Below are 23,014 nucleotides of genomic sequence, written 5' to 3'. Positions count from 1 at the left end.
CCGATGCCGGGCCTGGTCGTCTCCATGGACGTCGAGGTCGGCCGGCAGGTCCGCGAGGGCGAGGTCGTCTGCGTGCTCGAGGCCATGAAGATGCAGAACATCCTGCGCGCCGAGCGCGACGCCGTCGTCAAGGCCGTCAACGCCAAGCCCGGCGACCCCGTCGCCGCCGATCAGGTCCTCGTGGAGTTCCTGTGAGCCTTCCCGACCTCGCCATCCCCGGTCCACGGACAAAGGCGGCGCTCGCGCTGGCGGAACGCCGTCGCCGGGCCCAGACGACCATTCGCAAGGGAGTTCAGATGCCTGCTATCCACACTGCCGCTGCCGCCCCTGCCCCGCGCTTCACGCTGCGCTCCTCCGAGCTGCCGATCGGCGAGGTCGCCGAACAGCTGGGCCTGACCCTGCGCGCCATCCGTCACTACGAGGAGATGGGCCTGATCGCCTGCGGGCGCGGCCCCAAGAACGTCCGCACCCTGGGCCAGTCGGCGCGGGCCCGGCTGGCGGCCATAGCCGACCTCAAGACGCTCGGCCTGCCGATCTCGGAGATCGTCGACCTGCTGGGACCGGACGGGGCCTGTCCTGATCGGCTGAAGACACGGCTGCGGGCGCAACTGGAGGCGCTGGACGCGCGGCGGACGGCGATCGCGGGGTATCTTGTTTCCCTCTCCCAAAGGGAGAGGGAGGGGCCCGCGCAGCACGTGGGTGGGTGAGGGGTTACACCGCTCACCGTTTGCCCCGACCTTCATTCAGGCCGTGGTGATGGGACCGCCGACTTTGAAACCCCTCACCCTCCCATGCTTCGCATGGGCCCCTTCCTCTCCTATGGGAGAGGTTTTGCCTTCACCCCCGCACCAGTTCCCGCATCGCCTTGTCGAGCCCGTCGATGGTCAGGGGGAACATGCGGTCGTTCATCAGCTGTTTCATGACCCCGATCGACTGGGTGTAGTCCCAGTGGCGCTCGGGCGTCGGGTTCAGCCAGACGCAGCTCTGGTAGATGTCGGTGACCCGGCTCATCCAGATCGCGCCCGGCTCTTCGTTCCAGTGCTCGACGCTGCCGCCCGGATAGGTGATCTCGTAGGGGCTCATCGTCGCGTCGCCGACGAAGATCACCTTGTAGTCGGCCGGGAACTTGTGAAGCACTTCCCAGGTGGCGACCTTCTCGGTGTGCCGGCGCTTGTTGTCCTTCCACACGCCCTCGTAGAGGCAGTTGTGGAAGTAGTAGAACTCCAGGTTCTTGAACTCGGTCTTGGCCGCCGAGAACAGCTCCTCGCAGAGCTTGATGTGGCCGTCCATCGAGCCGCCGATGTCGAAGAAGATCAGCACCTTGATGGCGTTGCGACGCTCGGGGCGCAGCTGGATGTCGAGATAGCCCTTCTCGGCCGTGCCGCGGATGGTGCCGGGCAGGTCCAGCTCCTCGGCCGCGCCCGTGCGGGCGAACTTGCGCAGGCGGCGCAGCGCGACCTTGATGTTGCGGGTGCCCAGTTCGACGCTGTCGTCGAGGTTCTTGTATTCGCGCTTGTCCCAGACCTTCACGGCCCGGCCGTGGCGGCCCTTGTCCTGGCCGATGCGCACGCCTTCGGGGTTGTAGCCGTTGTTGCCGAAGGGACTGGTTCCGCCCGAGCCGATCCACTTGTTGCCGCCCTGGTGGCGCTCCTTCTGCTCGGCCAGGCGCTCGCGCAGGGTCTCCATCAGTTTCTCGAAGCCGCCCAAGGCCTCGATCTGCGCCTTCTCCTCGTCGGTGAGGAACTTCTCGGTCAGGGCCTTCAGCCATTCTTCGGGAATATCGGCCGTGATCCCCTCGCCCACCGTCTCCAGCCCCTTGAAGACGTGGCCGAACACGCGGTCGAACTTGTCGAGGTTCTTCTCGTCCTTCACCAGGCTGGCGCGCGACAGGAAGTAGAAGTCGTCGATCGAGCGATCGATGACGCCCTTGTCCAGCGCCTCCATAAGCAGGAGGTACTCGCGCAGGGACACCGGCACCTTGGCCTGGCGCAGCTCGGAGAAGAAACGAAGGAACATCGGCAGGGTCTCGAACGTCTGTTCGAAAGAATGAGGCCATCCGCCCTTCGGCGCAACGGCCCGCTACTTCCGACGGCGTCCTCCGCGCGAATGGCCGGCAGTCATCGGATCCGGCTTCGGAGGTGGAATCCAACCCGGCGGCCTGGCCGGAACCGGCTGGTCCGTCCCCAGCCCCATCTTTCCGGGAACCTGCCGCTGGAAGTACGAGGCCTGGGGCTCGGGCGCGTTCGGCGGCTCGTGCAGACGCTCGGACCGGCGCAGCCCGGCGATCTCGTCGCGCAGCCGGCCGGCGGCCTCGAAGTCCTCGGCGGCCACGGCCTGGGCCATCCGCTCCTCCAGCGTCTCGATGTGGGTCTCGCTCATGGCCGCTCCCTTGCTGGCCTGACGACAACGCCTCAAGCCGGCGTTCGTCCACTCTTTGCTTGAGACGTCGCGCGCGGGGGCGTAGGCCGTCGGCGTGTCCGAACCCGTCTCCGTCAATCCGGCCGCCCCGCCCCTGCAAGAGCCCTCGCCGTGGACCACGCGGCTGGTGTCGCTGGCCGTGGCCAGCGCCCTTCTGATGGAGTTCATCGACTCCACGGCCCTGTCGACCGCCCTGCCGCGCCTGGCCCAGGCCTTCTCGGCCGACCCGATCCACCTGAAGCTGGCCCTGACCTCCTACATCCTGGCGCTGGCCGTCTTCACCCCGGCCAGCGGCTGGGCCGCCCAGCGCTATGGCGCGCGGCGGGTGTTCCTGATCGCCATGCTGGTGTTCCTGGTCGGCTCGGCCCTCTGCGGCCTGTCGCAGAATCTCGGCCAGCTGGTCGCCGCCCGCATCGTCCAAGGCATAGGCGGGGCGATGATGACGCCGGTGGCAAGGCTGATTGTCGTGGGCTCGACGCCCAAGGACAAGCTGATCAGCGCCATGGGCTGGTTCACCATGCCGGCCATGGTCGGACCGCTGATCGGCCCGCCGATCGCCGGCTTCGTGCTTTCGGTGGCCGACTGGCCGTGGATCTTCTACCTGAACCTGCCGATCGGCCTGGTCGGGGCGATCGCCGTGCGCCGCTTCGTGCCCAAGGGCGCGCCCGACCCGGAGGCCGGGCGTTTCGACACCCGGGGCTTCATGATGAGCGCCATCGCCCTGTCGGGCCTGATCGGCCTGGCCGAGACGGCGGGCCTTTCCCTGCTGCCGCCGCTGGTGCAGGCGCTGCTGCTGGCGGTGTCGCTAGGCGCGGGATGGCTGTACCTCAAGCACTGCCGGGCACAGGCCAAACCGATCCTGGACCTCACACTGCTGCGCTATCCGACCTTCCGCGCGAGCCTGGTGGGCGGGACCTTCGTGAGGCTGGGTATCGGCGCCAGCCCGTTCCTGATGCCGCTTTTGCTACAGGTGGCCCTGGGCTGGAGCCCGCTGAAGGCCAGCGGCGTCACCATCGCCACGGGCCTGGGCGTGCTGGTCGCCCGTCCCTTCGCCAGCGCCCTGCTCAAGCGCTACGGCTTCCGCACGGCGCTGGCGGTGTTCGTGGTCGCCACGGCGCTGATGACCGCCGTGCCGGGCTTCTTTACGGCGACGACGCCGATGTGGCTGATGATCGCCCTCCTGCTGATCGGCGGTTTCGCGCGGTCCAGCCAGTTCATCGCTGCCAACACCATCGCCTATGCCGACGTGCCCCAGCCGCGCGTGGCGGCCGCCTCGACCCTGGCGGCGGTCAGCCAGCAGGTGGGCCTGGCGCTGGGGGTCAGCTTCGGCGGCCTGATGCTGCACCTGACACGGGGCGCCGGCGAGCACGCCCTGACGCCGCAGAGCTTCGTCTGGCCGTTCGTGGCCATCGGGGTGGTGACACTTCTGGCGCTGCCAGTCTACCTGCGGCTGGACAAGGACGCGGGGGCCAGCATCAGCGGGCGGTAGCCGCTTCGCGGCCCCCTCAGTCGCTGCGCGACAGCTCCCCCAGAGGGGGAGCATCTTGGCGCTTGAGATCCTCCCCCGCTGGGGGAGGTGGCCCAGAGGGCCGGAGGGGGTCGCCCCGCTCGGGGCGACTAAACGCGCGCCGCCGCGATCCGCGCGCGGGCGATCTCGTCGGCGACGAGGTTAGCCGGGCGCTTCTCGGCCAGCGACTGGTCGAGCACTTCGGCGAGCGTGAGAGCCAGGCGGTCGAGCTTGGTCGCCACCCACTGCGGATCGAAGGCGCCGCCGGCTTCCAGGGCGCGGATCTCGGCGGCCACGTTGATGATGCCGCCGCCGTTGATGACGTAGTCCGGGGCGTAGAGGATGCCGCGGTCGAACACGGTCTGGCCGATCATGGCGTCGGCCAGCTGGTTGTTGGCGCCGCCAGCGATGACCTTGACCTTCAGACGCGGCAGGGTCGCGGCCGAGATCGCGCCGCCCAGGGCGCAGGGCGCGAAGACGTCGGCCTCGACGTCGAAGATGGCGTCGGTCGGCACGATCTGCGCGCCGGTCTTGGCGGCCACTTCGTTCAGGGCGACCTGGTTGACGTCGGCGATGATCAGCTGGGCGCCGGCGGCGTGCAGCTTTTCGGCCAGGTAGGCGCCGACGTGACCGACGCCCTGGATGGCGACTTTCACGCCCTTCAGGTCACGGCCCAGGGCGCGCTCGACGCACAGGCGCACGCCTCGGAACACGCCTTCGGCGGTGACCGGAGACGGGTCGCCCGAGGCGGCCGCATGGCCTTCCAGGCCGGCGACATAGCGGGTGGTCCTGCGGGTGCTCTCAAGGTCGGCCGGCGAGACGCCGACGTCCTCGGCCGTCCAATAGGAACCGCCCAGGCTGTCGACCGCGCGGCCGAAGGCTTCGAATAGTTCCGGCGTCTTCTGGCTGCGGCTATCGCCGATGATCACGGCCTTGCCGCCGCCGAAGTCGAGGTCGGCCATGGCGTTCTTGTACGACATGCCGCGCGACAGGCGCAGGGCGTCGGTCAGCGCCGCCTCGCTGCTGGCGTAGTCCCACATGCGGCAGCCGCCGGCGGCCGGGCCGCGCGCGGTGGAGTGGATGGCGATGATCGACTTGAGGCCCGTCTTTTCGTCGTAGAACGAGTGGACGCCTTCATGCCCTTCGAAATCGGGCAGATCGAACAAGGTCATTGCCGTGGGCCTCGCCTCAGCCTGGAAAACAGTGCGCCGGGGTGTACGCCGCCCCGAGCGCCGCCGCAAGGATCACTTTATCGGCCTTTTGTCACATCGGCCGACGATCGTTCATATCGCACTGCAATATACCGGACGTTCAACTAGCGTCCGGCCGGAACACCCTGAACTTTGACGACATTCGGCGCGGTCGGCGCGCCCGGGATCGGCGGCGCGCCCGATGGCAGGTCGGCCTGCGGGTCCTTCAGGAACGCGGCCGCGTCGCGCCAAACGACTTGCGCCTGCTTGTCGACCAGCAACAGATGATAGCCGTCAGCATAGAAGGCCGAACGATCGTCTGGCTTCAGGCGACGGGCGGCCTGCTTGGTCGGCTCCTCGGGGATGATCTCGTCGCGCTCGCCGTAGAAGTAGGCGACCGGAACCCGCACCTTGCCCAGCGACGCCCAGGCCCGCTCCATCAGCCCGACCAGGCCGTAGAGGGTGTCGGACCGCGCGCCCCAGATCATCAGCGGGTCGCGGCCCATGCGCCTCAGCTCTTCCATGTTGTCGGTCGGCAGCACCTTCTGCACCAGCCATTCGGGCGGCTTGACCACCCAGCTTCGCGCGGTGTGGGCGCTGATCCATAGACTGGTCTTGTAGGGCAGAGGCTGGGCCGACCAGCCCCAGACGGCGGGGGCGAACAGGAGGAGGGAGTCGGCGGCCGGCGGGTTGTCGGTGGCCATGGCGGCGATGGCCAGGCCGCCGCCCATGCTGACGCCCGCCAGCGAGACCTTGGCGTCGGGGTGGGCCTCGCGGACCAGCGAAACGAGGGTGCGAACGTCCTCGATCATCAGGTCGGCCGAGGCCCAGACGCCCCGGCGCGGCGAGCGGCCAAAGCCGCGCAGGTCGAGTGCGTAGGTGGCGATCCCCTGCCCGGCCCACCAGTCGGCGGCCAGATGATAGGCGTTGGAATAGTCGTTCATGCCGTGCAGGCCGACGACCACGTGGGTCACGGCGCCGTCCTGAGGCAGCCAGCGCTTGAGGCCGAGCTTGGCGCCGTCGAAGGCGATCATCCAGTCGTCCTGCAGCCGGGCGCCGCGCAGGCCGAGCGGCGCGAGGGCGGGGCGCTGGGTGATGGGGGCGCAGGCGGCGGCGAGGCCGGCGGCCCCGACGGTCAGGAGGAGGCTCCGGCGGTTCATCGCGCCAGAATGCCCGCGACACGGCGGCGAAGATAGGGCGTGACCTCTTCCTCGAACCATGGATTGCGCTTGAGCCAGGCGGTGTTGCGCCACGAGGGATGCGGCAGGGGCAGAACGCCGTAGGCGGCGTATTCGCTCCAGGCGGCCACAGTTTGCGTCATCGAGGGCTTCATCGCCTCGCCCAACGCCCAGGCCTGGGCGTAGCCGCCGACCAACAGGGTCAGCTCGACATTGGGCAGCAGGTCCAGCAGGTCCTTGCGCCACAGGGCCGCGCAGCGGGGCGGCGGCGGAAAGTCGCCGCCCTTGGGATTGGTCCCCGGAAAGCAGAAGGCCATCGCCGCCACGCCGATCTCGGAGCGATCGTAGAAGGTGTCGCGGTCGACGCCCATCCACTGGCGCAGCCGGTTGCCGGAGGGGTCGTTGAATGGCAGGCCGGTCTCGTGCACCAGCCGTCCCGGCGCCTGGCCGCAGATCAGCAGCCGCGTCCCCTCGCCCACCCGCACCACCGGGCGCGGCTCGGGGATTTCGCCAGCGCAGGCCCGACAGGCGCGGATCTCGGAAAGCAGGACGTCAAGCGACATGGCCGGCAGTTAGGACGCCGCCGGCCGCGCGCCAAGAGGCGCCCCCTCCGCTTGGCCTGCTCGTCAGGTCGCGGCGACCTCGACGAGGACCGACACCGGAACGAACTCGGCCGGGTGCTGCACGGCCAGGCCCATGTCGACCCGCAGGACGCCCTGGCCGATGTAGGGCCCGTTGTTGCTCATGTCGCAGACCACGTAGAACGACTCCGCGGCCTTGGCGCCCATCAGGCCGCCGGCCTTCCAGATCTCGGTCAGGAAAGCCGACACCTGCGCCTGCGCCGTCACGAACAGCGCCGGCGACGGCGGCTGGGTCACCGCCCAGGCCAGGCCGCCCTCGACGCTGTCCTCGATATGATCGACCAGTCGCCGCGCGGGCACGTAGCGGAACGTGTCGCTGACCCATGACAGGGTCCGCACGCCCCAGATGACGGCGTCGTGGCCCGGGAAGCTTCGGAGCGCGTTGAGCCCCCGCGCCGACAGCGCCGCGTTGTCGCCATCGGTCAGGAAGCGCTGCGGAACGCCGCTGGCGAAGTCGGCGCGGATGCCGGCGGGCGCGGTCCAGACGCCGTCCTTGCGGTCGGTGCGGGCCCAGATGCCGGCGACGGCGCCGCCGGACGGACGCGGGCCGCTCTCGTCGAGCAGGCGCGAGACGTAGCAAGCCATGCGCGACAGTTGCGGCTCGGAGAAGTAGCCGAGCGCATCGACTGTCATCTCGTCGATCTTGGCGGTCGCCCAGGCGGCCGGGGCCTCGAGGATCATCATCGCCTCGCGCTCGACCACGAAGGCCGCGGCGGTCTCCCGGGCGAAGACCGGGACATCGCCCTCGATCTGGTCCGGCGACAAGTAGAGGATGTTGAACGGCGTCTGCTTCAGCGCGGCCAGGGCGCTGTCCAGGCTGGCCTGGGTAGTCGCGTCTCCGGGCAGGCGGACGACCACCGCGGCCTCGCCGCCGTTCGCGAAGAAGTCGGCCACGGCCAGGGTCAGGGGATAGGCCCGATCAGCCGGGCCGTAGGCGGCTTCGAAGGCCGCCTGGCCGTCGACAGGCGCGGCGACGCCTGCCGGACCGTGGCCGGTCCGACCGACGAAGGCCGTCACCGCCGTGGGCAGGCCCAAGATCGGCTGCACCGGGGCGATCTCCTGGACGTACACGCCCGGGGTCTTCATTTGCGACATCGAAGCTACTCCATACTCGACGCCGCAACCTCCGATAGCCACACCCGGCTTGGCAAGGCTTCAGGCGGCCTCGGGCGGAGCAAAGGCCGCCAGCAGCGCTTCCTCGCCGGCGATCAGCGCCGCATAGGCCGGCCGGGCCAGGATGGCGTCGGTATAGGCCCTGGTGCGCGGCCAGCGCGACAGGTCCAGCTTCAGGTGGCGCAGGTTGGCGAAGGGGCTGGCCACGGCGATGTCGGCCAGGGTCAGGCGATCCTCGAGCAGGAACCCGCCCGCGTCCGGCACGATGCGCTCCAGATAGTCGAGCACCGGCGGCAGTTCCTCGGCCTCGGCCCTGGCGGCCACGGCCTCGTCACCGGGCCGGCGCATGAAGCGCGGCGCGACGATGCGGTTGAAGAAGATCTTGCCGGCCGCCGCCACCAGGATGGTGTCGACATATTCCTCGAACCACACGGCCCGGGCGCGAGCGCGGGCCTCAGCCGGGATCAGGTTCGGCTCCGGATGCAGGGCTTCCAGGTAGGTGATGATCGCTGTGGAGTCCGAGATGCGGAAATCGCCGTCCTGGAAGCCCGGGATCTTCCGAAACGGGCTGCACTCGGCGAACTCGGGGTCCAGGGTCCCGGGCGGCGACACCCGGTTCTCCAGCTTCAGCCCTTTCTCGGCCCCGAAGGCCAGGGTCTTGCGCACATAGGGCGACAAAGACGAACCGAAGACGATCATGAGCGAGCCTCCCCTGACATATTTGGGAGGCTCATAGTTCACCGAACAGGTTTCTTTTCAAGACCCACCTTCGGCGGGCCTCGAAGCGATCAGTCCTCTGCGCCGTCGGCCACGTCGTCGGCGCCGTCTTCCACGTCGTCCGGGAAGCTGGTCGGATCGCCCTCCATCGGCAGGCGCAGGCGATAGACGCCCCGGAATTTCTCGGGATTGGCCGGCTTGTTGTGGCGCAGGATGACGATCTTGCCTTCCTTGGCCAGTTCGACGGCGTCGGTGCGGATATGGCCCAGCAGGCGCTGCCAGCGCTCGGGCTGGATGGCCTTGGCCACCGACATCGGGTCGATGGACTTGCCGGCCGGAAGGCCAGCCAGTTGCGAGAGGATGGTGTCTTGGATCGGGGTGGTCATGGGAAAAGCCATGCCACGGTTCGGGCTTCGACGTAAGCGGGCGGCTTGCCTCGACGCACCGAGGGGGCTTAGCTGGACCGCAATAACAACGAGAAACTACGGGAGCGCAGGGCATGGACGGCGGCAACGAGATCGTCAGCGGGCCGAGGCTGATCGAGGACGGCGAGTGGGCCGGCTGGCGCACCTGGGCGGGGCTGGATCCGTTCGAGGACCGGACCGGGCCGTTCTACTTCCGCGAGGACGAGGGCAAGGTGCGCTGCGCCTTCCGCGCCGAGCCGCGCCACATGAACGGCGGCGGCTTCATGCACGGCGGCTGCATGCTGACCTTCGCCGACTTCTCGCTGTTCGCCATCGCCTGGCGCGAACTCGACAACGCCAAGGCCGTCACCGTCTCGCTGAACGGCGACTTCGTGGGCCCGGCCAAGGCCGGAGACCTGGTGGAGGCGACCGGCGAGGTGGTCCGCGCCGGCGGCTCGATGATCTTCGTGCGCGGCCTGCTGACCACCGGCGGCCAGCCGATGCTGACCTTCTCCGGCGTGATCAAGAAGATCTGGACGATGGGCGGACCCGCCTAGGGCGGCGCGTTACGCCCCGTCCGCCAGCCGCTTGGCCTGGGCCACCCAGGCGTCGCGCTCGGCGCGGCCCTTGAGACTCAGGAGCTTGTCGAAGCTGTCGAGCTCATCGGCGCTCCAGGCGGCGATCTGGCTGAAACGGGTGACGCCCAGGTCGGCCAGCGAGGCGGCCAGCTTGGGGCCTATGCCGACCAGCAGGGTCAGGTCGTCGGCCGCCGCCTTGGCGGTCTCGACCAGCGGGGCGGCGACCTTTTCGACGGTCTCGATCGGCTTGGTCACGGCTTCGGCGACGGGCTCGGGAACGGTCTCGACGACGGCTTCGACCACCTCGGCCGAGGCTTGGACGACGGCCGGCGGAACTTCGGCGGCGGCCTCGACGACCTCCACGGTCGCCGTCGCCACGGTCTCGACGACCGGCTCCACCTCGGCCGCCACGGCCTCGACCACCTTGACCGGCGCCTCGACCAGGGCCGGCGCGGGCTCGTCGATCACGCCGCGCGACACCGGCTCGGGCGCGATGGCGATCAGGGCTTCGAGGTTCACCGCCTCGCGCCAGCGGTTGGACCACCACCACCAGGCCGCGCCCGCGGCGGCCGCTCCGCCGAACACCGCCCACAGGGGCGAGGCCGCGCCCAGCAGCACGTTGGTCGAAGGGGTCTGGGAACTTTCGGAAGACGAGGGCGGGAAGGACGAGGAAACCATGGCCGTTCACTCCGTCGATCGAGATTGTGCGGCGCAGCATAGCATGGAACGCCGTTTCGCAAGCGCAAAAATGCTACCCTTGCGTCAGCCTGCCAGAAGCATCGAGCAGGCCGCGCCCGCCAGCATCATCACCGCCACCAGGGCCAGGATCGGCAGCCGGATGGCGAAGGTCAGGCCGCAGGCGAGCGCCACCAGGCCGAGAGCGGCCGGATCGAGACTGGCGAGGTCGGGCAGCGTCGCCCTGAACGGCCTCCAGGCCGCCTCGTTCCCCGTCCGAAACAGCAAGTGAACGGCGAACCATAGCGCCAGGCTGGCGATCACCCCGACCACCGCCGCGCCGACCCACGACAAGGCCGCGACCGCCCGGGCATGGCCCCGCAGCCGCTCGACGAACGGTCCGCCGGCGAAGATCCACAGGAACGACGGCGCGAAGGTCGCCCAGGCCGCCATCAGCCCGCCAAGCACGGCCATCGGCCAGGCCAGGGTGGGATCGGCGTCGCGCCAGGCGGCCACGAAGCCGACGAAGACGAAGACCAGCACCAGCGGCCCCGGCGTGGTCTCGGCTAGGCCCAGGCCGTCCAGCATCTGGCCCGGCGTCAGCCAGCCAAGCTCGCCCGATACCTGCCCCACATAGGCCAGGGCGGCATAGGCGCCGCCGAAGCTGACCACCGCCAGGCCGCTGAACACCGCCCCGATCTGGGCCAGGGCCGAACGCGGCGCGAGCAGGAAGGCCAGGGCCACCGGGCCCAGCCAGGCGGCCAGGCATACCAGCGCCGCCCTCCCCGCGCCTTTCAGCGGCGGGATCTCGACATCGGTCGTGACCGCCCCGTTTCGCGCACCCCACAGCCAGCCGCCCAGGCCGGCGACCAGGATCACCAGCGGAAACGGCGCGATGGTGAAGGTCAGGGCCAGGAAGGCGAGGATCGCCGCGACGGCGCCGGCCCGTCCACGCGCCGCGCGCCCGGCCATGCGCAGCAGGGCTTGCAGCACCAGCGCCACCACCGCCGCCTTCAGCCCCAGCAGCACCGGCGCGGCCCATCGCGCCTGGCCGTGGACGACATAAAGCGCCGAAAGCCCGAGCATCGCCGCAAGGCCCGGCAGCACGAACAGCAGCCCCGCCGCCAGCCCGCCGCGCACGCCGTGCAGCCGCCAGCCCAGCCAGGTGGCCAGTTGCTGGGCCTCGGGGCCCGGCAGCAGCATGCAGAAGCTCAAGGCGTGGGCGAAGCGGTCCTCGTCGACCCATCCGCGCTTTTCGACCACCTCGCGATGCAGCAGGGCGATCTGCCCGGCCGGTCCGCCGAAACCCAGGCAGCCGACCTTGAACCAGACGGCGCAGGCCTGACGAAGGCTCGGCGCCGTGCTCACAGGATCAGGCGCGCCAGATGCGGGCGGCCGCGCCGGGCTCGCCCAGGCGTTCAGCCAGGAAGGTGGTGATCTCGCTGACCCTCGGCTCGATCGCCGCCGGGGCGCCGACCAGCACCATAGCGCTGCCGTTCATCTTCATCGGGTCTCGCAGGGGCCGCAGGCGAAGCTCGGCCACTAGCGCGTCATCGGTGACGTTTTCTAGCGCGCGGATGAAGGCGTCGAAGGTCTCCAGGTCCTTCAGCGGCGTCCAGATGGCCAGCACCGCGCCCGGATCGACCTTGCGCACCGCCCGCACCGTGGCCACGCACTGGGCGTAGTCGTCGGGACGCTCGAACGGCGGGTCGATCAGCACGAAGGTGCGCCCGCCGCGCCCGGCGCGCGCCTCGGCCGTGGCGTAGCCGTCGGCCTTCAGGCCCTGGGCGAAGGCATAGGGCCCCAGCACCTTGCGCAACTGGTCGAAGTCGTCGTCGCGCAGCTCGCAGGCGGTGTAGCGGTCGCTGCGCCGCAGGGCGCGGGCGATCAGCAGCGGCGAGCCGGGATAGAGCGGCGCGTCGGCCGCGCCGACGTTCAGCTCTTCCACCGCCTTCAGCAGGGGCGCGAACGGCGCGGGCGCATCGCCCTCGGCCAGCAGGCGGCCGATGCCGGCGGCGGCTTCCTTGGATTTCTGGGCCATGTCGCCGCGCAGGTCGTAGGCCCCGGCGCCGGCGTGGGTGTCGATCACCGCCAGCGGCGACTCGTCCACGGTCAGGGCTTCGAGCAGGGCCAGCAGGATCGCGTGCTTCTGCAGGTCGGCGAAGTTGCCGGCGTGAAAGGCGTGGCGGTAGTTCATCGAAGCTCCCCGGAACGGACGAACCCTCTACCACGTTGGCCGGGATTGGGTTGGGAGCGAACGCATGACCCGGCATTTTTCCGTCTTCGGCGCGCGGTGAGCGCCGTGGCCCGCGACACCAACGAGACCCAGGCGGCCGAGAAAGTCCTGCTGGCCTATGTCAACGACCAGGAACAGGGCCTTACCCGTCTCGGCAGGCCCGGCCGTTTCGCCTATGCCGACGCCGATGGCCGGCCGGTCAAGGACGAGGCGACGCTGGAGCGCATCCGCGTCCTCGCCATCCCGCCGGCCTGGACGGGCGTCTGGATCTGCCCCGATCCCAACGGCCACATCCAGGCGGTCGGCCGCGACCAGAAGGGCCGCAAGCAGTACCGCTATCACCCAGACTGGCGGGCCGACCGCGACGCGCGCAAGTACGAGCGGATGGCCGCCTTCGGCCGAGCGCTGCCGCGCCTGCGCAAGCGGGTGGAAGCCGACCTCTCCCGTCGCGGCCTGCCCCGCGAGAAGGTTCTGGCCGCGGTCGTGCGCCTGCTGGAACTGACCCTGATCCGGGTCGGCAACGACGAATACGCCAAGGCCAACAAGAGCTTCGGCCTAACCACCATGCAGAAGCGCCACCTGAAACTGGCCGGCGGCGGGGCGATGTTCGAGTTCAAGGGCAAGAGCGGCAAGGTCCACCGCACGGGCTTTCGCGATCGACGCCTGGCGCGCATCGTCCGCGCCTGCCAGGACCTGCGGGGACAGCGCCTGTTCCAGTATCTCGACGAGGATGGCCAACGTCGCTCGATCGAGAGCCACGACGTCAACGACTACATCCGCGCCGTGGCCGGCGAGGACTTCTCGGCCAAGGACTTCCGCACATGGTACGGCTCGCTGGCGGCGCTCGAGGCGCTGAGCCTCCAACCCGCCCCGGCCAGCAAGACCGAGGCGAAGAAGGCCCTGAACCTCTGCATCAAGGCCGTGGCGGGCCTGCTGGGCAACACCCCGGCCGTCTGCCGCGCCGCCTATATCCATCCCCGCGTGCTCGAAGCCTTCGAGGCCAGCGCCCTGCCCAGGCGACGGGCGAGTTCGGCCAGGGCGCGGGAGCTGGCGCTGCTGAGGCTGGTGGCCGCCTAGCTGCGCCGATGGGCCGCCAGCGCTCTCTCCAGCTCCTCGATCATCCTGTGCTTCAGGCTCTCGGGCGAGACGATCTCCACCGCGTCGCCCCAGGTGAACAGGTGCCAGACCAGTTCCAGCATGCCGCTGGCCCGGAAAGCCACGGTGACGACGCCGTCCGGTCCTTGCGTCACCACCTGGTTCGCGTGGAAGCGCCAGCGCAGCGCGTCCTCGGCCCGTTCGGGCTTGATGCGCAGGACCACGTCCTCGATCTCGCCGTGATAGATGCCGAAGCTCTCGGCGGCGAAGGCCTGCAGCGAGAAGTCGGCCGGCGGCGAGGCCGGCTTGTCCAGGGCTTCGACCTCGCTCATCCGATCCAGGCGGAAGGTGCGCGGGCGCGGACTCTGCCCCTCCAGCGACACCAGGTAGTTGCTGCGCCCAAACAGGATGCCCAGCGGCGTCACCGTGCGCGTGCGCCCCGGCTGGCTGCCGCCCTCGTAGCGGAACGACAGCGCCGTCAGCCCCTTCACCGCAGAGCGGATCTCGGCCAGCACGCCCTGGTCCTCGAACGGGCGCGGACCGGCATGGACGGCGATGGTCTCGGCCTGGACCAGGGCCTCGACGTCGGGGGCCACGCGCCGACGAGCCGACCCCTTCAGGGCCGACAGCAGCTTGCCCTCCAGCGCATACAGCGCCGAGGCTCGCGCCTCCGCGCCCGCGGCGGCGTTGGAATCGGCCGCCGTGCGCAGCGCCGCCAGCTCCTCGGCGGTCGGGGTCTGGAACAGGCTGTCCAGGCCCGATGGAATACGAAAACGGCGGGTGGGCGGGTCCTCGATCGCCTCCATCTGCGGGAAGGCCGACCACACCGCGTCGCGCATGCGCTCGGCGGTCCGCCGCCCCACCTCCATCGCCTGGGCCATCTCGTCCAGGGTCAGCCCCTCGGAAGAACTGGCCAGCCGGCGGGCCAGGTCGAGCAGCTTCGTCGCCTTCTCATGTCTCATTCCGGATCATTACGACCGTTTCTGTCGCAACGCACGTGGAAAAGGGAGCATCGCAATCGTTCGGAGAAACCGACATGAGCCGCCTCGCCTGCCAGCCCTGGCACGTTCGTCCGGTCAGCGCCGCGATGATCTCGGCCGTGCTGGCCTTCGCCGACATCCACCGCGACCTGGGCGGCGGCCGCACCCTGATGCGTCTGAGCCCCGAACGCGCGGCCAAGGCCGACGTGATCCTGCTGCTGGGCGGCGACGCCGAGCGGGCGACCGACGTCGGGCTGGTGTGGAACGACCGCGAGGACCAGCTTGTGCGGGTGATCGACGACGCGGCCCTGCGCGAAACCCGTCTGGCGGCCTGGGAAGAGGCCTTTGACCTGTTCGACGCCGAAGACCACGAGCCCGAGCCGGCCCGCCTCTGCGCGTGACCTTTCCCGACACCGCGCGCCGAGGAACAACTTGAATCTTCGAGCGTGAAAGCCGGGCCGCCAGCCCGGCTTTCTCCGTTTCCGGCAAGGGTTTCAGAGACTAGCCGACACCCGTTGAGTCTAAGGGCCTCATGTCGACATCGAGCTCGATTCAGTCACGCCGGCTGCATCAATCTCGGTTAACAAATCACCACAGTAAACGCGCCGGTAACCGCGACATTTTCACTCAATGTCAAGAAGATTGCGAAACATTGCAGCAGGGCAAAAAGCCCTCCGGCCGTCAAAATGACGTCGGACACCTCAAGAAGGAGTCTTCGTAATGGCGCTGAACAGCATCAACACGAACTCGGGGGCGATGATCGCCCTGCAGAACCTGAACTCGACCAACAACGAGCTCGGTGTCACCCAACAGCGGATCAACACCGGCAAGAAGATCGGCTCCGCCAAGGACAACGGCGCCATCTGGGCCACCGCCAAGAACCAGTCGGCCACTTCGTCCTCGATCAACGCCGTGAAGGACTCGCTGCAACGCGGTCAGTCCACCATTGACGTCGCCCTGGCCGCCGGCGACACCGTGACCGACCTGCTCGGCAAGATGAAGGAAAAGGCCCTGGCCGCTTCCGACACCTCGCTGAACACCGCGTCGTTCAACGCGCTGAAGGCCGACTTCAACTCGCTGCGCGACCAGATCACCAAGGCCGTCAGCAACGCCAAGTTCAACGGCGCCAGCATCATCGACGGCAAGACCACCAAGCTGACCTACCTGGCCAACTCGGACGGGTCGGGCATCACGGTCAACTCCAAGACCCTGTCGCTGGCCGGCATCGGTCTGAGCACCACGACCACCTTCACGACCGCCGCCGCGGCCAAGACGATGATCACCACCATCGACACGGCCCTGCAAACGGCGACCAACAAGCTGGCCTCGCTGGGCACCAGCTCGACCGGTCTGGACACCCACCTGAACTTCGTCGGCAAGCTGCAAGACAGCCTCGACGCCGGCGTGGGCAACCTGATCGACGCCGACCTGGCCAAGGAAAGCGCCAAGCTCCAAGCCCTGCAGACCAAGCAGCAGCTGGGCATCCAGGCGCTCTCGATCGCCAACCAGTCGTCGAGCTCGATCCTGAGCCTGTTCCGCTAAGCGGAACCGACGACCAAGACTACCGGGGCGGGCCGCCTTGGCCCGCCCCACTCTTCGCGCCGAGGCGCGACGGGCTCGAGCACGGCTCGCCCAAACTTTTTCCATAAATTGTATTTCGTGACGCTTCTTGCATAGCGAGCAGCCGCACCGATGCCCGAAAACCGACGGCGGATCGACGCCTCTGGCCACGCCCCTGTGGTCGCCGGCATAACGGAGCTGCCTTATGAGCACCGACTGCACCCTGCAGATCATCAACATGACCGGTCACCCGGTCAGCATCACGACCACGCTCGTCAACGCTAAGGACTGGGCCCAGCCCGGCGAACAGAACCCCCTGGTGTTCAGCGGCGGCCAAATCCCTCCATACGGAAGGACTGACGCCAGCCCGCAGGCGCTCGTCCAAGGCCATAACTCAGCGGAATTCCGCCTGAGCTTCGCCACGCCGCTGGGCGAAGTCGGCACGCTGGCTGACGTGCGGCCTGTCACCGCGCCCGACCTGGCCAAGAACATGGGCTGCCGGAAGGGCTACCTGCCCACGTTCGGCGACGCCGCGCCCCATTTCCAGGTGCTGGAAGCCCAGCACCCCGCCTCCCCCGACGCGAGCGACGGCAAGCTGACTATCGTCCTGATCCCGAAGATCGATCCCAAGACCTGGATGTCGAAGCTTCCCGGCGACTGCCATCTGCGCGACGTCAACCTGCCTGGCTCTCACGACGCCGGCACCGCCGCCTACATCATCCCCCTCAGCCGCTGCCAGGACCTGTCGATCGGCGAACAGCTCGACAAGGGCGCCCGTTATTTCGATATCCGCCTGGATTCCACCTACCCGCTCGAGATCATCCACGGCGCTTCGAACACCGGGAAGTATTTCGAGAAGGACTGCCTCGCGCCGATGGCCGAGTTCCTCAAGCACCGGGGAACCGAGGAAACGATCGTGATGTGCATAAACTCCGGCGCCGAGGACTACTTCCACGACAGCGTCATCAGCCTGGTGCGCCGCGCGCTGAACAACACCTTCGGCGGCGACAGCTGGCTCGAACACTTCGAAATCGACACCCACCAGAAACCCCTGAAGGACCTGCGGCAGAAGATCGTCTTCATGCGGCGCTATCCGTTCGACAAGGCCAGCACCAAGTATCTCCACTGCCGCGGCATCGAGATGATCGACTTCAAGAACCTGAGCGGCTCGGACACCTTCAAATGGCCGGATGACAGCGACAGCTTCACCGAAGCGGGCGGATACCTGCTCAACTCGGCGGGCGAACCCTATGCGATCCAGGATCGATATGGCCTCAACTCGTTCCCGGTCGCCGACAAGATCGCCTTGATCGAGAGGTACATGAACAGCTGGCGGCCGGGCGTGTGGTTCCTGAACTTCCTCAGCGGCTCGAACGCGGCGATACTCCCACGCGGCGTCGCCGAGGGCTTCTACATGATCAACGCCCACATCTTCGACTACATCATCGAAAACGGGGTCATGCCCTACGGCACCCTGCCCATGGACTTCATGACCCAGCCCGAAGGCCTGCTGGACCTGATGATCGCCAGCAACCAGAAGCTCTTCGTCAAATGAGCCGGCGGCCGGCTCCGGCGTCTAGCGCGCCGGGGCCGGTCCCAAGGCCTTGCCCATCCGCGCCAGCGGCACGTCGTAGCCCTTCGACGTCGGCGCGGTGAACGGCTCGATCAGCGTATAGCCGCAGGCCTCGTACAGCGGCACGCCGCCCATGGTCGCGGCCATCTCGGCGCGGGTGAAGCCCTCGCCCGCCGCCGCCTGCTCGCAGGCCGCCAGGATCATCCGACCCACGCCCTTACGCACGTGATCGGGGTGAGTATACATCGCCCGCACGCGGGCGGCGTCGCGGGCCGGGTCCAGCATGGCCGCGTCGCGCCCCGCCGAGTGGTCGCCGCCGAACAGGGTCGCGCGACGGCTCCAGCCTCCGCAGCCGGCGATCTCGCCCCTGCCCTCGCACGAGAAGTCCTCGACGACGAAATAGGTGCCGTCGGCGATCAGCTGGCTGTCCAGGCCCATGACCTCGAACGAGGCCTCCACGCCTTCCGGCGGCAGGAACGGCGTCAGCAGTTCGGCGATCGCCGCGTTCATCAGCGCGGTCAGGACGGGGATGTCCTCGGGCCTGGCCAGGCGCAGGGTCAGATCGGTCATGGGTCCGACATAACCCGGCCCGGCGCTGGTGCAAGACCCGGCGCCCTATCTCGCGGCCGTCCGCCTCGGCTAACCTGCCCGGCGACGGAGCCGACGCCGTCGAGTCGCCGACACCCTCCCCGGGGGACCTGATGTACCGCAACACCACCTTCGCCGCCCTGGTCCTGGCCGGGGCCGCCCTGCCCGCCGCCTCGGCCCTGGCCGCGCCCCCGCCGGGCAAGACGCTCTACGACGACAACTGCGCCGCCTGCCACCAGGCCAGCGGCAAGGGCGTCAAGGGCGCCTATCCGGCCCTGGCCGGCGCGCCGCTGGTCCAGGGCGACGCCAAGCCCCTGCTTTCCATCGTGCTGAACGGCAAGAACGAGATGCCCGGCTTCAAGGACGACCTCACCGACGCCGACCTCGCCGGGCTGCTGACCTATGCGCGCACGTCTTGGGGCAACAAGGGCAAGGCGATCACGCCGGCCGAGATCGCCGCCGCGCGTCGGCGGAAATAGGGCCCGGACGCGCGGCGAACTATTTTCGCCGAAAACTTCATGACAACGTTGTCACGCGCAGCGAAAGCCGCTATATAGGTCCTGCCCTTCCTGGGCGTTTCCTCCCAATTCACTGGGCCGCCTTCTTCTCCTGGAGGGCGGCTTTTCTTTTGCCCGCGATCAGGCCGTCCGGACCTTGCCGTCCTCGACCGTCACCGGCCAGGGCGTCAGGCGGCCGCCGGCGCACGGTCCGCCCAGGCACGCCCCGTTCTCGATGGCGAACACCGCCCCATGCCAGGAACAGGCGATCATGCCGCCATCCGGCGTCAGGTACTGGTCCAGCTGCTGCGCCAGCGGCAGGCCGGCGTGCGGGCAGCGGTCGACATAGCCGAACACCGCCTCGCCTCGCCGCACCACGAAGCCGTGGAAGCGGTTCTCGCCGATCTGCAGCACGTAGTTGCGCGCCGCCCCGTCGGCGATCAGGTCCAGCGGGCCAAGATTGATCCCGGCCCGCGTCGACCAGACGCGTCCGCCCTTTTCGATCTGGGGGACGGCGGCGTCTTGCGTCAAACCCGCTCGACCGTCTGTTCGATGGCGCCGAAGATGGTGTGGCCCTTGGCGTCCTTCATCTCGATGCGGACGGTGTCGTCGCCCATCAGGAACGGCGTCTGCGGGGCGCCGTGCAGGATGGTCTCCACGGTCCGCACCTCGGCCAGGCACGAATAGCCCAGGCCGCCCTGCGCGATCGGCTTGCCAGGACCGCCGTCGGCGTCGCGGTTCGAAACCGTGCCCGAACCGACGATGGTGCCGGCCGACAGGGCCCGGGTCTTGGCCGCATGGGCCACAAGGGTCCCGAAGTCGAAGGTCATGTCGACGCCGGCGTCGGCGCGGCCGAAGTCCTGGCCGTTCAGCTCGATCAGCAGCGCGCCATGCAACTTGCCGTCCTTCCAGCCCGGCAGGGCGTCGGGCGACACCGCCGTCGGCGAGAAGGCGCTGGCCGGCTTGGACTGCACGAAGCCGAAACCCTTGGCCAGTTCGGCCGGGATCAGGTTGCGCAGGGAGACGTCGTTGCACAGCATGACCAGGCGGATGGCCGCCAGGGCCTCCTCGCGGCTGGCTCCCAGCGACACGTCGCCGACGATGACGGCGACCTCGCCTTCCAGGTCGCAGCCCCAGGCCGCGTCGGCCAGCGGGATGGTGTCGCGGGGGGCCAGGAAGCCGTCCGACGCGCCCTGGTACATCAGGGGATCGGTCCAGAAGCTTTCCGGCATCTCCGCGCCGCGCGCCTGGCGCACCAGCTGCACGTGATTGACGTAGGCGCTGCCGTCCACCCACTGGTAGGCGCGCGGCAGCGGGCTCAGCGCGTCGTGCTCGTGAAAGCGCTCCTTGGGCACGCCGCCGTGCTCGAGGCTTTCGGCCAGCCCGCGCAGCAAGGGCTCACAGCGCTCCCAGTCGTCGAGCGCGGCCTGCAGCGTCGGCGCGATCGTCCCGGCGTCTGTGCACCAGGCCAAGTCGTTCGACACCACGACCAGCCGGCCGTCGCGGCCGCCCTTCAGAGACGCGAGCTTCATTCGGCGCTTCCTCTTCCTGTTCTGGTTACGGCAGGCGGGCCTTGGGAAACCCGTCCCAGCACGCATCATAGTCGGCCTGAAGCGCGCGATGCTCCAGCGCGAACTTCGTCGGCGCGATCACCCAGCGGCTCTCGAACATGAAGGCCAGGGTGTTGTCGATCTTGTGCGGGCCAAGCTCGGCGTCGACGGCCTTGCGATGGCTGGCCACGTCGGGGCCGTGATCGCTCATGCAGTTGTGCAGGCTCGCGCCGCCCGGAGCGAAGCCGCCTTCCTTGGCGTCATAGGCGCCGTGCACCAGGCCCATGAACTCGCTCATCACGTTGCGGTGGAACCAGGGCGGGCGGAAGGTGTGCTCGGCCACCATCCAGCGCGGCGGGAAGATCACGAAGTCCACGTTCGCCGTCCCGGGCGTGTCGCTGGGCGAGGTCAGCACCGTGAAGATCGACGGGTCCGGATGATCGTAGCTGACCGTGTTGATGGTGTTGAATCGCGCCAGGTCATAGCGGTACGGCGCGAGGTTGCCGTGCCAGGCCACCACGTCCAGCGGGCTGTGATCCCACTGCGCGGCCCACAACTGGCCCTGGAACTTCTGGATCACCTGCGTCGGCGCATCCACGTCCTCGAAGGCCGCCACCGGCGTTTCGAAGTCGCGCGGATTGGCCAGGCCGTTGGAGCCGATCGGCCCAAGTTCCGGCAGGCGCAGGGCCGCCCCATGGTTCTCGCAGACATAGCCACGCGAGGGCCCGTCCACCTCGACGCGGAAGCGCACGCCGCGCGGAATCACCGCGATGTGGCCGGGTCCAGCCTTCAGGCGGCCCATCTCGGTCACCAGGGTCAGCACGCCCTGCTGCGGCACGATCAGCAGCTCGCCGTCGGCGTCGTAGAACACCCGGTCCTTCATGGAGGCGTTGGCGAGATACAGGTGCACGCCCATGCCGGCCTGGGCCGCCACGTCGCCGTTGCCGGCCAGGGTCACCAGGCCATCGACGAAATCGGTCGGCTCGGCGGGGATCTCGATGGGGCTCCAGCGCAGGCGGTTGGGCGTCGCCGGACCGTCGAAGGCGCTGGTCAGGCGCGGTTGATCGTAGGGCTGGTACGGTCCGTGCCCGGCGCTGGGCCGCAGGCGGTAGAGCCAACTGCGGCGGTTCTCGTGCCGGGGCGCGGTGAAGGCCGTGCCGGAGATCTGCTCGGCATAGAGGCCGAACGGCACGTGCTGCGGCGAGTTCTGCCCGACCGGCAAGGCGCCGGTCACGGCCTCGGTGGCGAAGTGGGCGCCGAAGCCGGTCTGGTAGCGGAGGTCCATGTGCGTTTCCGTGCCTTTTCCCAGCACTTTTTCTCTCGTCATCCCGGAAGCCTCGAAGAGGCTATCCGGGACCCAGGGGCCGTACGCACCGCCCTTGGGTCCCGGCTCTACGCTACGCTTCGGCCGGGATGACGACGAAGGTATTTTTGCGCGAACGCCTTACGCGTCGACCGTGATCACGCCGCGGCGGATCTGGTCCAGCTCGATGCTCTCGAACAGGGCCTGGAAGTTGCCGTTGCCAAAGCCCTCGTTGCCCTTGCGCTGGATGATCTCGAAGAAGATCGGGCCGAACAGGTTCTCGGTGAAGATTTGCAGCAGGAGGCCCTCGTCGCCGACATTTCCGTCGATGAGGATGCGGTTCTTGCGCAGGCGCTCCAGGTCCTCGCCGTGGCCGGGCACGCGCTTGTCGACCAGCTCGTAATAGGTCTCGATGGTGTCCTGAAGCTTCACGCCGCGGGCGCGCAGGCGCTCGACGGTGTCATAGATATTCTCCGTCGTCAGGGCCAGGTGCTGGATGCCCTCGCCGTTGTACTGGCGGATGAACTCCTCGATCTGGCTCTTGTCGTCCTGGCTCTCGTTCAGCGGGATGCGGATGGCCTTGTCGGGCGCGATCATCGCCTGGCTGAACAGGCCCGTGGCCTGTCCCTTGATGTCGAAGTACTTCTGCTCCTCGAAGCCGAAGACCTGATTGTAGAAGGTCGACCAGGTGCGCATCTGGCCGCGCTTGACGTTGTGGGTCAGGTGGTCGAGCAGATCCAGGCCCACCGAATTGGCCGCTTCGGCCTCGGCCGCGCCAGGAACCGGCGTCCAGGCGTCGTAGATGCTCCCCTCGCCTTCGACGAGATAGAGCAAGGACCCGCCGATGCCTTCCAGCACCTTGGCGTCGGCTCCCAGCACCGAGCGGCTGGCGTCGGCGGCCTTCGCCCCGCGCTTCAGTGCGTCTTCGAAAGCCTGCTCAGCGTCGCCGACGCGGAAGGCCATGCCGTTGGCAGACGGACCGTGGGCGGCGCGGAAGTCGGCGACCTGGCCGGCGGCTTCCTCGTTGACCAGCAGGTTGATGCGGCCCTGCTTGTAGCGGGTCACGGCCTTGGTCGGGTGGACGCTGGCGGGCACGAAGCCCAGTTGCTCGATGATCGCCTTCATCGCCGCCGGATCGGGGCTGGTGAATTCGACGAACTCGAAGCCGTTCAGGCCGAGGGGGTTGTCGGACGTGACGGGCATGGAAGCCT

The 23,014-nt window shown here is 68.7% G+C and carries 26 protein-coding genes; 9 read left to right on the top strand and 17 right to left on the bottom strand.

Going from position 1 to position 23,014, the window contains the following annotated elements:
• Together V6S85_RS23555 and V6S85_RS23550 are read left to right on the top strand one after the other, a co-directional pair.
• A partial coding sequence (locus tag V6S85_RS23555) for an acetyl-CoA carboxylase biotin carboxyl carrier protein subunit (protein ID WP_334350460.1) occupies positions 1 to 195 on the top strand: 195 nt, incomplete at its 5' end.
• The gene (locus V6S85_RS23550; RefSeq protein ID WP_133244745.1) at positions 192 to 707 is read left to right on the top strand and encodes a MerR family transcriptional regulator; all 516 of its coding nucleotides are present in this window, start codon (positions 192 to 194) and stop codon (positions 705 to 707) included. The genes V6S85_RS23555 and V6S85_RS23550, both read left to right, overlap by 4 nt.
• 130 nt (positions 708 to 837) lie before the next feature.
• On the opposite strand, the gene V6S85_RS23545 is transcribed toward V6S85_RS23550, so the two are convergent.
• Complete coding sequence (locus V6S85_RS23545; RefSeq protein WP_109100331.1) at positions 838 to 2,016, bottom strand: vWA domain-containing protein; 1,179 nt, start codon at positions 2,014 to 2,016, stop codon at positions 838 to 840.
• Between the two features lie 63 nt (positions 2,017 to 2,079).
• Entirely contained in the window at positions 2,080 to 2,379 is a 300-nt protein-coding gene (locus tag V6S85_RS23540; protein ID WP_334350459.1) for a UvrB/UvrC motif-containing protein, read from the bottom strand.
• 94 nt (positions 2,380 to 2,473) lie between these two features.
• Between V6S85_RS23540 and V6S85_RS23535 the strand changes: the two genes are divergently transcribed.
• Complete coding sequence (locus V6S85_RS23535; protein ID WP_334350458.1) at positions 2,474 to 3,907, top strand: MFS transporter; 1,434 nt, start codon at positions 2,474 to 2,476, stop codon at positions 3,905 to 3,907.
• Between the two features lie 128 nt (positions 3,908 to 4,035).
• On the opposite strand, the gene V6S85_RS23530 is transcribed toward V6S85_RS23535, so the two are convergent.
• From V6S85_RS23530 to V6S85_RS23505, 6 genes are all read right to left on the bottom strand, one after another.
• Entirely contained in the window at positions 4,036 to 5,097 is a 1,062-nt protein-coding gene (locus tag V6S85_RS23530; protein ID WP_334350457.1) for a Leu/Phe/Val dehydrogenase, read from the bottom strand.
• A 143-nt stretch (positions 5,098 to 5,240) separates the two neighbouring features.
• Positions 5,241 to 6,275, bottom strand: coding sequence for an alpha/beta hydrolase (locus V6S85_RS23525; protein ID WP_334350456.1), 1,035 nt, complete (start codon positions 6,273 to 6,275; stop codon positions 5,241 to 5,243).
• Positions 6,272 to 6,856 (bottom strand): uracil-DNA glycosylase family protein, encoded by a 585-nt coding sequence (locus V6S85_RS23520; RefSeq protein WP_116566336.1) that lies wholly within the window; start codon positions 6,854 to 6,856, stop codon positions 6,272 to 6,274. The genes V6S85_RS23525 and V6S85_RS23520 overlap by 4 nt, the downstream gene beginning before the upstream one ends.
• 63 nt (positions 6,857 to 6,919) lie before the next feature.
• Positions 6,920 to 8,029, bottom strand: coding sequence for a hypothetical protein (locus tag V6S85_RS23515; protein WP_334350455.1), 1,110 nt, complete (start codon positions 8,027 to 8,029; stop codon positions 6,920 to 6,922).
• A gap of 60 nt (positions 8,030 to 8,089) precedes the next feature.
• Positions 8,090 to 8,746: a glutathione S-transferase family protein gene (locus tag V6S85_RS23510; protein ID WP_116566340.1), complete on the bottom strand. Its 657-nt coding sequence runs from the start codon at positions 8,744 to 8,746 to the stop codon at positions 8,090 to 8,092.
• Between the two features lie 89 nt (positions 8,747 to 8,835).
• Positions 8,836 to 9,150 carry a DUF3253 domain-containing protein gene (locus V6S85_RS23505; protein WP_334350454.1) on the bottom strand — a complete coding sequence of 105 codons (315 nt, stop codon included), beginning with the start codon at positions 9,148 to 9,150 and terminating at the stop codon, positions 8,836 to 8,838.
• Between the two features lie 113 nt (positions 9,151 to 9,263).
• On the opposite strand from V6S85_RS23505, the gene V6S85_RS23500 reads away from it, so the two are divergent.
• Entirely contained in the window at positions 9,264 to 9,725 is a 462-nt protein-coding gene (locus V6S85_RS23500) for a PaaI family thioesterase (RefSeq protein ID WP_334350453.1), read from the top strand.
• Positions 9,726 to 9,734: 9 nt separating this feature from the next.
• Here V6S85_RS23500 and phaH read toward each other — a convergent pair whose 3' ends face one another.
• From phaH to rlmJ, 3 genes are all read right to left on the bottom strand, one after another.
• The gene (phaH, locus tag V6S85_RS23495; protein WP_334350452.1) at positions 9,735 to 10,424 is read right to left on the bottom strand and encodes a phasin PhaH; all 690 of its coding nucleotides are present in this window, start codon (positions 10,422 to 10,424) and stop codon (positions 9,735 to 9,737) included.
• A gap of 84 nt (positions 10,425 to 10,508) precedes the next feature.
• Positions 10,509 to 11,789, bottom strand: a complete 1,281-nt coding sequence (gene chrA, locus V6S85_RS23490) for a chromate efflux transporter (protein WP_334350451.1) — start codon at positions 11,787 to 11,789, stop codon at positions 10,509 to 10,511.
• Between the two features lie 4 nt (positions 11,790 to 11,793).
• Positions 11,794 to 12,618, bottom strand: a complete 825-nt coding sequence (gene rlmJ, locus V6S85_RS23485) for a 23S rRNA (adenine(2030)-N(6))-methyltransferase RlmJ (protein ID WP_334350450.1) — start codon at positions 12,616 to 12,618, stop codon at positions 11,794 to 11,796.
• 105 nt (positions 12,619 to 12,723) lie between these two features.
• Here rlmJ and V6S85_RS23480 point away from each other — a divergent pair, with 105 nt between their 5' ends.
• Positions 12,724 to 13,734, top strand: a complete 1,011-nt coding sequence (locus V6S85_RS23480) for a DNA topoisomerase IB (protein ID WP_116566460.1) — start codon at positions 12,724 to 12,726, stop codon at positions 13,732 to 13,734.
• Here V6S85_RS23480 and V6S85_RS23475 read toward each other — a convergent pair.
• Entirely contained in the window at positions 13,731 to 14,714 is a 984-nt protein-coding gene (locus V6S85_RS23475) for a helix-turn-helix transcriptional regulator (RefSeq protein ID WP_116566352.1), read from the bottom strand. The genes V6S85_RS23480 and V6S85_RS23475 overlap by 4 nt on opposite strands.
• A gap of 74 nt (positions 14,715 to 14,788) precedes the next feature.
• Here V6S85_RS23475 and V6S85_RS23470 point away from each other — a divergent pair, with 74 nt between their 5' ends.
• The 3 genes from V6S85_RS23470 to V6S85_RS23460 all read left to right on the top strand — a co-directional run bounded on the left by V6S85_RS23470 (position 14,789) and on the right by V6S85_RS23460 (position 17,847).
• Positions 14,789 to 15,133 (top strand): hypothetical protein, encoded by a 345-nt coding sequence (locus V6S85_RS23470; RefSeq protein ID WP_116487324.1) that lies wholly within the window; start codon positions 14,789 to 14,791, stop codon positions 15,131 to 15,133.
• A 319-nt stretch (positions 15,134 to 15,452) separates the two neighbouring features.
• Positions 15,453 to 16,274 (top strand): flagellin, encoded by an 822-nt coding sequence (locus V6S85_RS23465; RefSeq protein ID WP_116566356.1) that lies wholly within the window; start codon positions 15,453 to 15,455, stop codon positions 16,272 to 16,274.
• 223 nt (positions 16,275 to 16,497) lie between these two features.
• Positions 16,498 to 17,847 (top strand): hypothetical protein, encoded by a 1,350-nt coding sequence (locus tag V6S85_RS23460; RefSeq protein ID WP_334350449.1) that lies wholly within the window; start codon positions 16,498 to 16,500, stop codon positions 17,845 to 17,847.
• A gap of 21 nt (positions 17,848 to 17,868) precedes the next feature.
• Here V6S85_RS23460 and V6S85_RS23455 read toward each other — a convergent pair whose 3' ends face one another.
• Complete coding sequence (locus V6S85_RS23455; protein WP_334350448.1) at positions 17,869 to 18,435, bottom strand: GNAT family N-acetyltransferase; 567 nt, start codon at positions 18,433 to 18,435, stop codon at positions 17,869 to 17,871.
• 131 nt (positions 18,436 to 18,566) lie between these two features.
• Between V6S85_RS23455 and V6S85_RS23450 the strand changes: the two genes are divergently transcribed.
• Positions 18,567 to 18,932 carry a c-type cytochrome gene (locus V6S85_RS23450; RefSeq protein WP_116566362.1) on the top strand — a complete coding sequence of 122 codons (366 nt, stop codon included), beginning with the start codon at positions 18,567 to 18,569 and terminating at the stop codon, positions 18,930 to 18,932.
• Positions 18,933 to 19,091: 159 nt separating this feature from the next.
• On the opposite strand, the gene V6S85_RS23445 is transcribed toward V6S85_RS23450, so the two are convergent.
• From V6S85_RS23445 to hppD, 4 genes are all read right to left on the bottom strand, one after another.
• Positions 19,092 to 19,481, bottom strand: coding sequence for a Rieske (2Fe-2S) protein (locus tag V6S85_RS23445; RefSeq protein ID WP_442885731.1), 390 nt, complete (start codon positions 19,479 to 19,481; stop codon positions 19,092 to 19,094).
• A complete protein-coding gene (locus V6S85_RS23440) occupies positions 19,478 to 20,482 on the bottom strand; it encodes a fumarylacetoacetate hydrolase family protein (RefSeq protein WP_334350447.1) in 1,005 nt (334 codons plus the stop codon). Before V6S85_RS23440 ends, V6S85_RS23445 begins: the two co-directional genes overlap by 4 nt.
• Before the next feature lie 25 nt (positions 20,483 to 20,507).
• Positions 20,508 to 21,785 carry a homogentisate 1,2-dioxygenase gene (gene hmgA, locus V6S85_RS23435; RefSeq protein ID WP_334350446.1) on the bottom strand — a complete coding sequence of 426 codons (1,278 nt, stop codon included), beginning with the start codon at positions 21,783 to 21,785 and terminating at the stop codon, positions 20,508 to 20,510.
• A gap of 159 nt (positions 21,786 to 21,944) precedes the next feature.
• Positions 21,945 to 23,006, bottom strand: a complete 1,062-nt coding sequence (gene hppD, locus V6S85_RS23430) for a 4-hydroxyphenylpyruvate dioxygenase (RefSeq protein WP_334350445.1) — start codon at positions 23,004 to 23,006, stop codon at positions 21,945 to 21,947.
• Positions 23,007 to 23,014 lie beyond the last annotated feature (8 nt).

This window comes from Caulobacter sp. CCNWLW153 (assembly GCF_036889365.1).
Classification (GTDB): domain Bacteria; phylum Pseudomonadota; class Alphaproteobacteria; order Caulobacterales; family Caulobacteraceae; genus Caulobacter; species Caulobacter radicis.
Note: the sequence above shows the minus strand (reverse complement) of the source record. Positions and strands in the feature narration are given on the sequence as shown.

Bases quoted from the DNA above. Each gene is read 5' to 3' on its own strand.
- V6S85_RS23545 (WP_109100331.1), bottom strand. From the start codon at position 2,016: ATGTTCCTTCGTTTCTTCTCCGAGCTGCGCCAGGCCAAGGTGCCGGTG.
- V6S85_RS23540 (WP_334350459.1), bottom strand. From the start codon at position 2,379: ATGAGCGAGACCCACATCGAGACGCTGGAGGAGCGGATGGCCCAGGCC.
- V6S85_RS23530 (WP_334350457.1), bottom strand. From the start codon at position 5,097: ATGACCTTGTTCGATCTGCCCGATTTCGAAGGGCATGAAGGCGTCCAC.
- V6S85_RS23525 (WP_334350456.1), bottom strand. From the start codon at position 6,275: ATGAACCGCCGGAGCCTCCTCCTGACCGTCGGGGCCGCCGGCCTCGCC.
- V6S85_RS23520 (WP_116566336.1), bottom strand. From the start codon at position 6,856: ATGTCGCTTGACGTCCTGCTTTCCGAGATCCGCGCCTGTCGGGCCTGC.
- V6S85_RS23515 (WP_334350455.1), bottom strand. From the start codon at position 8,029: ATGTCGCAAATGAAGACCCCGGGCGTGTACGTCCAGGAGATCGCCCCG.
- V6S85_RS23510 (WP_116566340.1), bottom strand. From the start codon at position 8,746: ATGATCGTCTTCGGTTCGTCTTTGTCGCCCTATGTGCGCAAGACCCTG.
- V6S85_RS23505 (WP_334350454.1), bottom strand. From the start codon at position 9,150: ATGACCACCCCGATCCAAGACACCATCCTCTCGCAACTGGCTGGCCTT.
- V6S85_RS23500 (WP_334350453.1), top strand. From the start codon at position 9,264: ATGGACGGCGGCAACGAGATCGTCAGCGGGCCGAGGCTGATCGAGGAC.
- phaH (WP_334350452.1), bottom strand. From the start codon at position 10,424: ATGGTTTCCTCGTCCTTCCCGCCCTCGTCTTCCGAAAGTTCCCAGACC.
- rlmJ (WP_334350450.1), bottom strand. From the start codon at position 12,618: ATGAACTACCGCCACGCCTTTCACGCCGGCAACTTCGCCGACCTGCAG.
- V6S85_RS23475 (WP_116566352.1), bottom strand. From the start codon at position 14,714: ATGAGACATGAGAAGGCGACGAAGCTGCTCGACCTGGCCCGCCGGCTG.
- V6S85_RS23470 (WP_116487324.1), top strand. From the start codon at position 14,789: ATGAGCCGCCTCGCCTGCCAGCCCTGGCACGTTCGTCCGGTCAGCGCC.
- V6S85_RS23465 (WP_116566356.1), top strand. From the start codon at position 15,453: ATGGCGCTGAACAGCATCAACACGAACTCGGGGGCGATGATCGCCCTG.
- V6S85_RS23460 (WP_334350449.1), top strand. From the start codon at position 16,498: ATGAGCACCGACTGCACCCTGCAGATCATCAACATGACCGGTCACCCG.
- V6S85_RS23455 (WP_334350448.1), bottom strand. From the start codon at position 18,435: ATGACCGATCTGACCCTGCGCCTGGCCAGGCCCGAGGACATCCCCGTC.
- V6S85_RS23450 (WP_116566362.1), top strand. From the start codon at position 18,567: ATGTACCGCAACACCACCTTCGCCGCCCTGGTCCTGGCCGGGGCCGCC.
- V6S85_RS23440 (WP_334350447.1), bottom strand. From the start codon at position 20,482: ATGAAGCTCGCGTCTCTGAAGGGCGGCCGCGACGGCCGGCTGGTCGTG.
- hmgA (WP_334350446.1), bottom strand. From the start codon at position 21,785: ATGGACCTCCGCTACCAGACCGGCTTCGGCGCCCACTTCGCCACCGAG.
- hppD (WP_334350445.1), bottom strand. From the start codon at position 23,006: ATGCCCGTCACGTCCGACAACCCCCTCGGCCTGAACGGCTTCGAGTTC.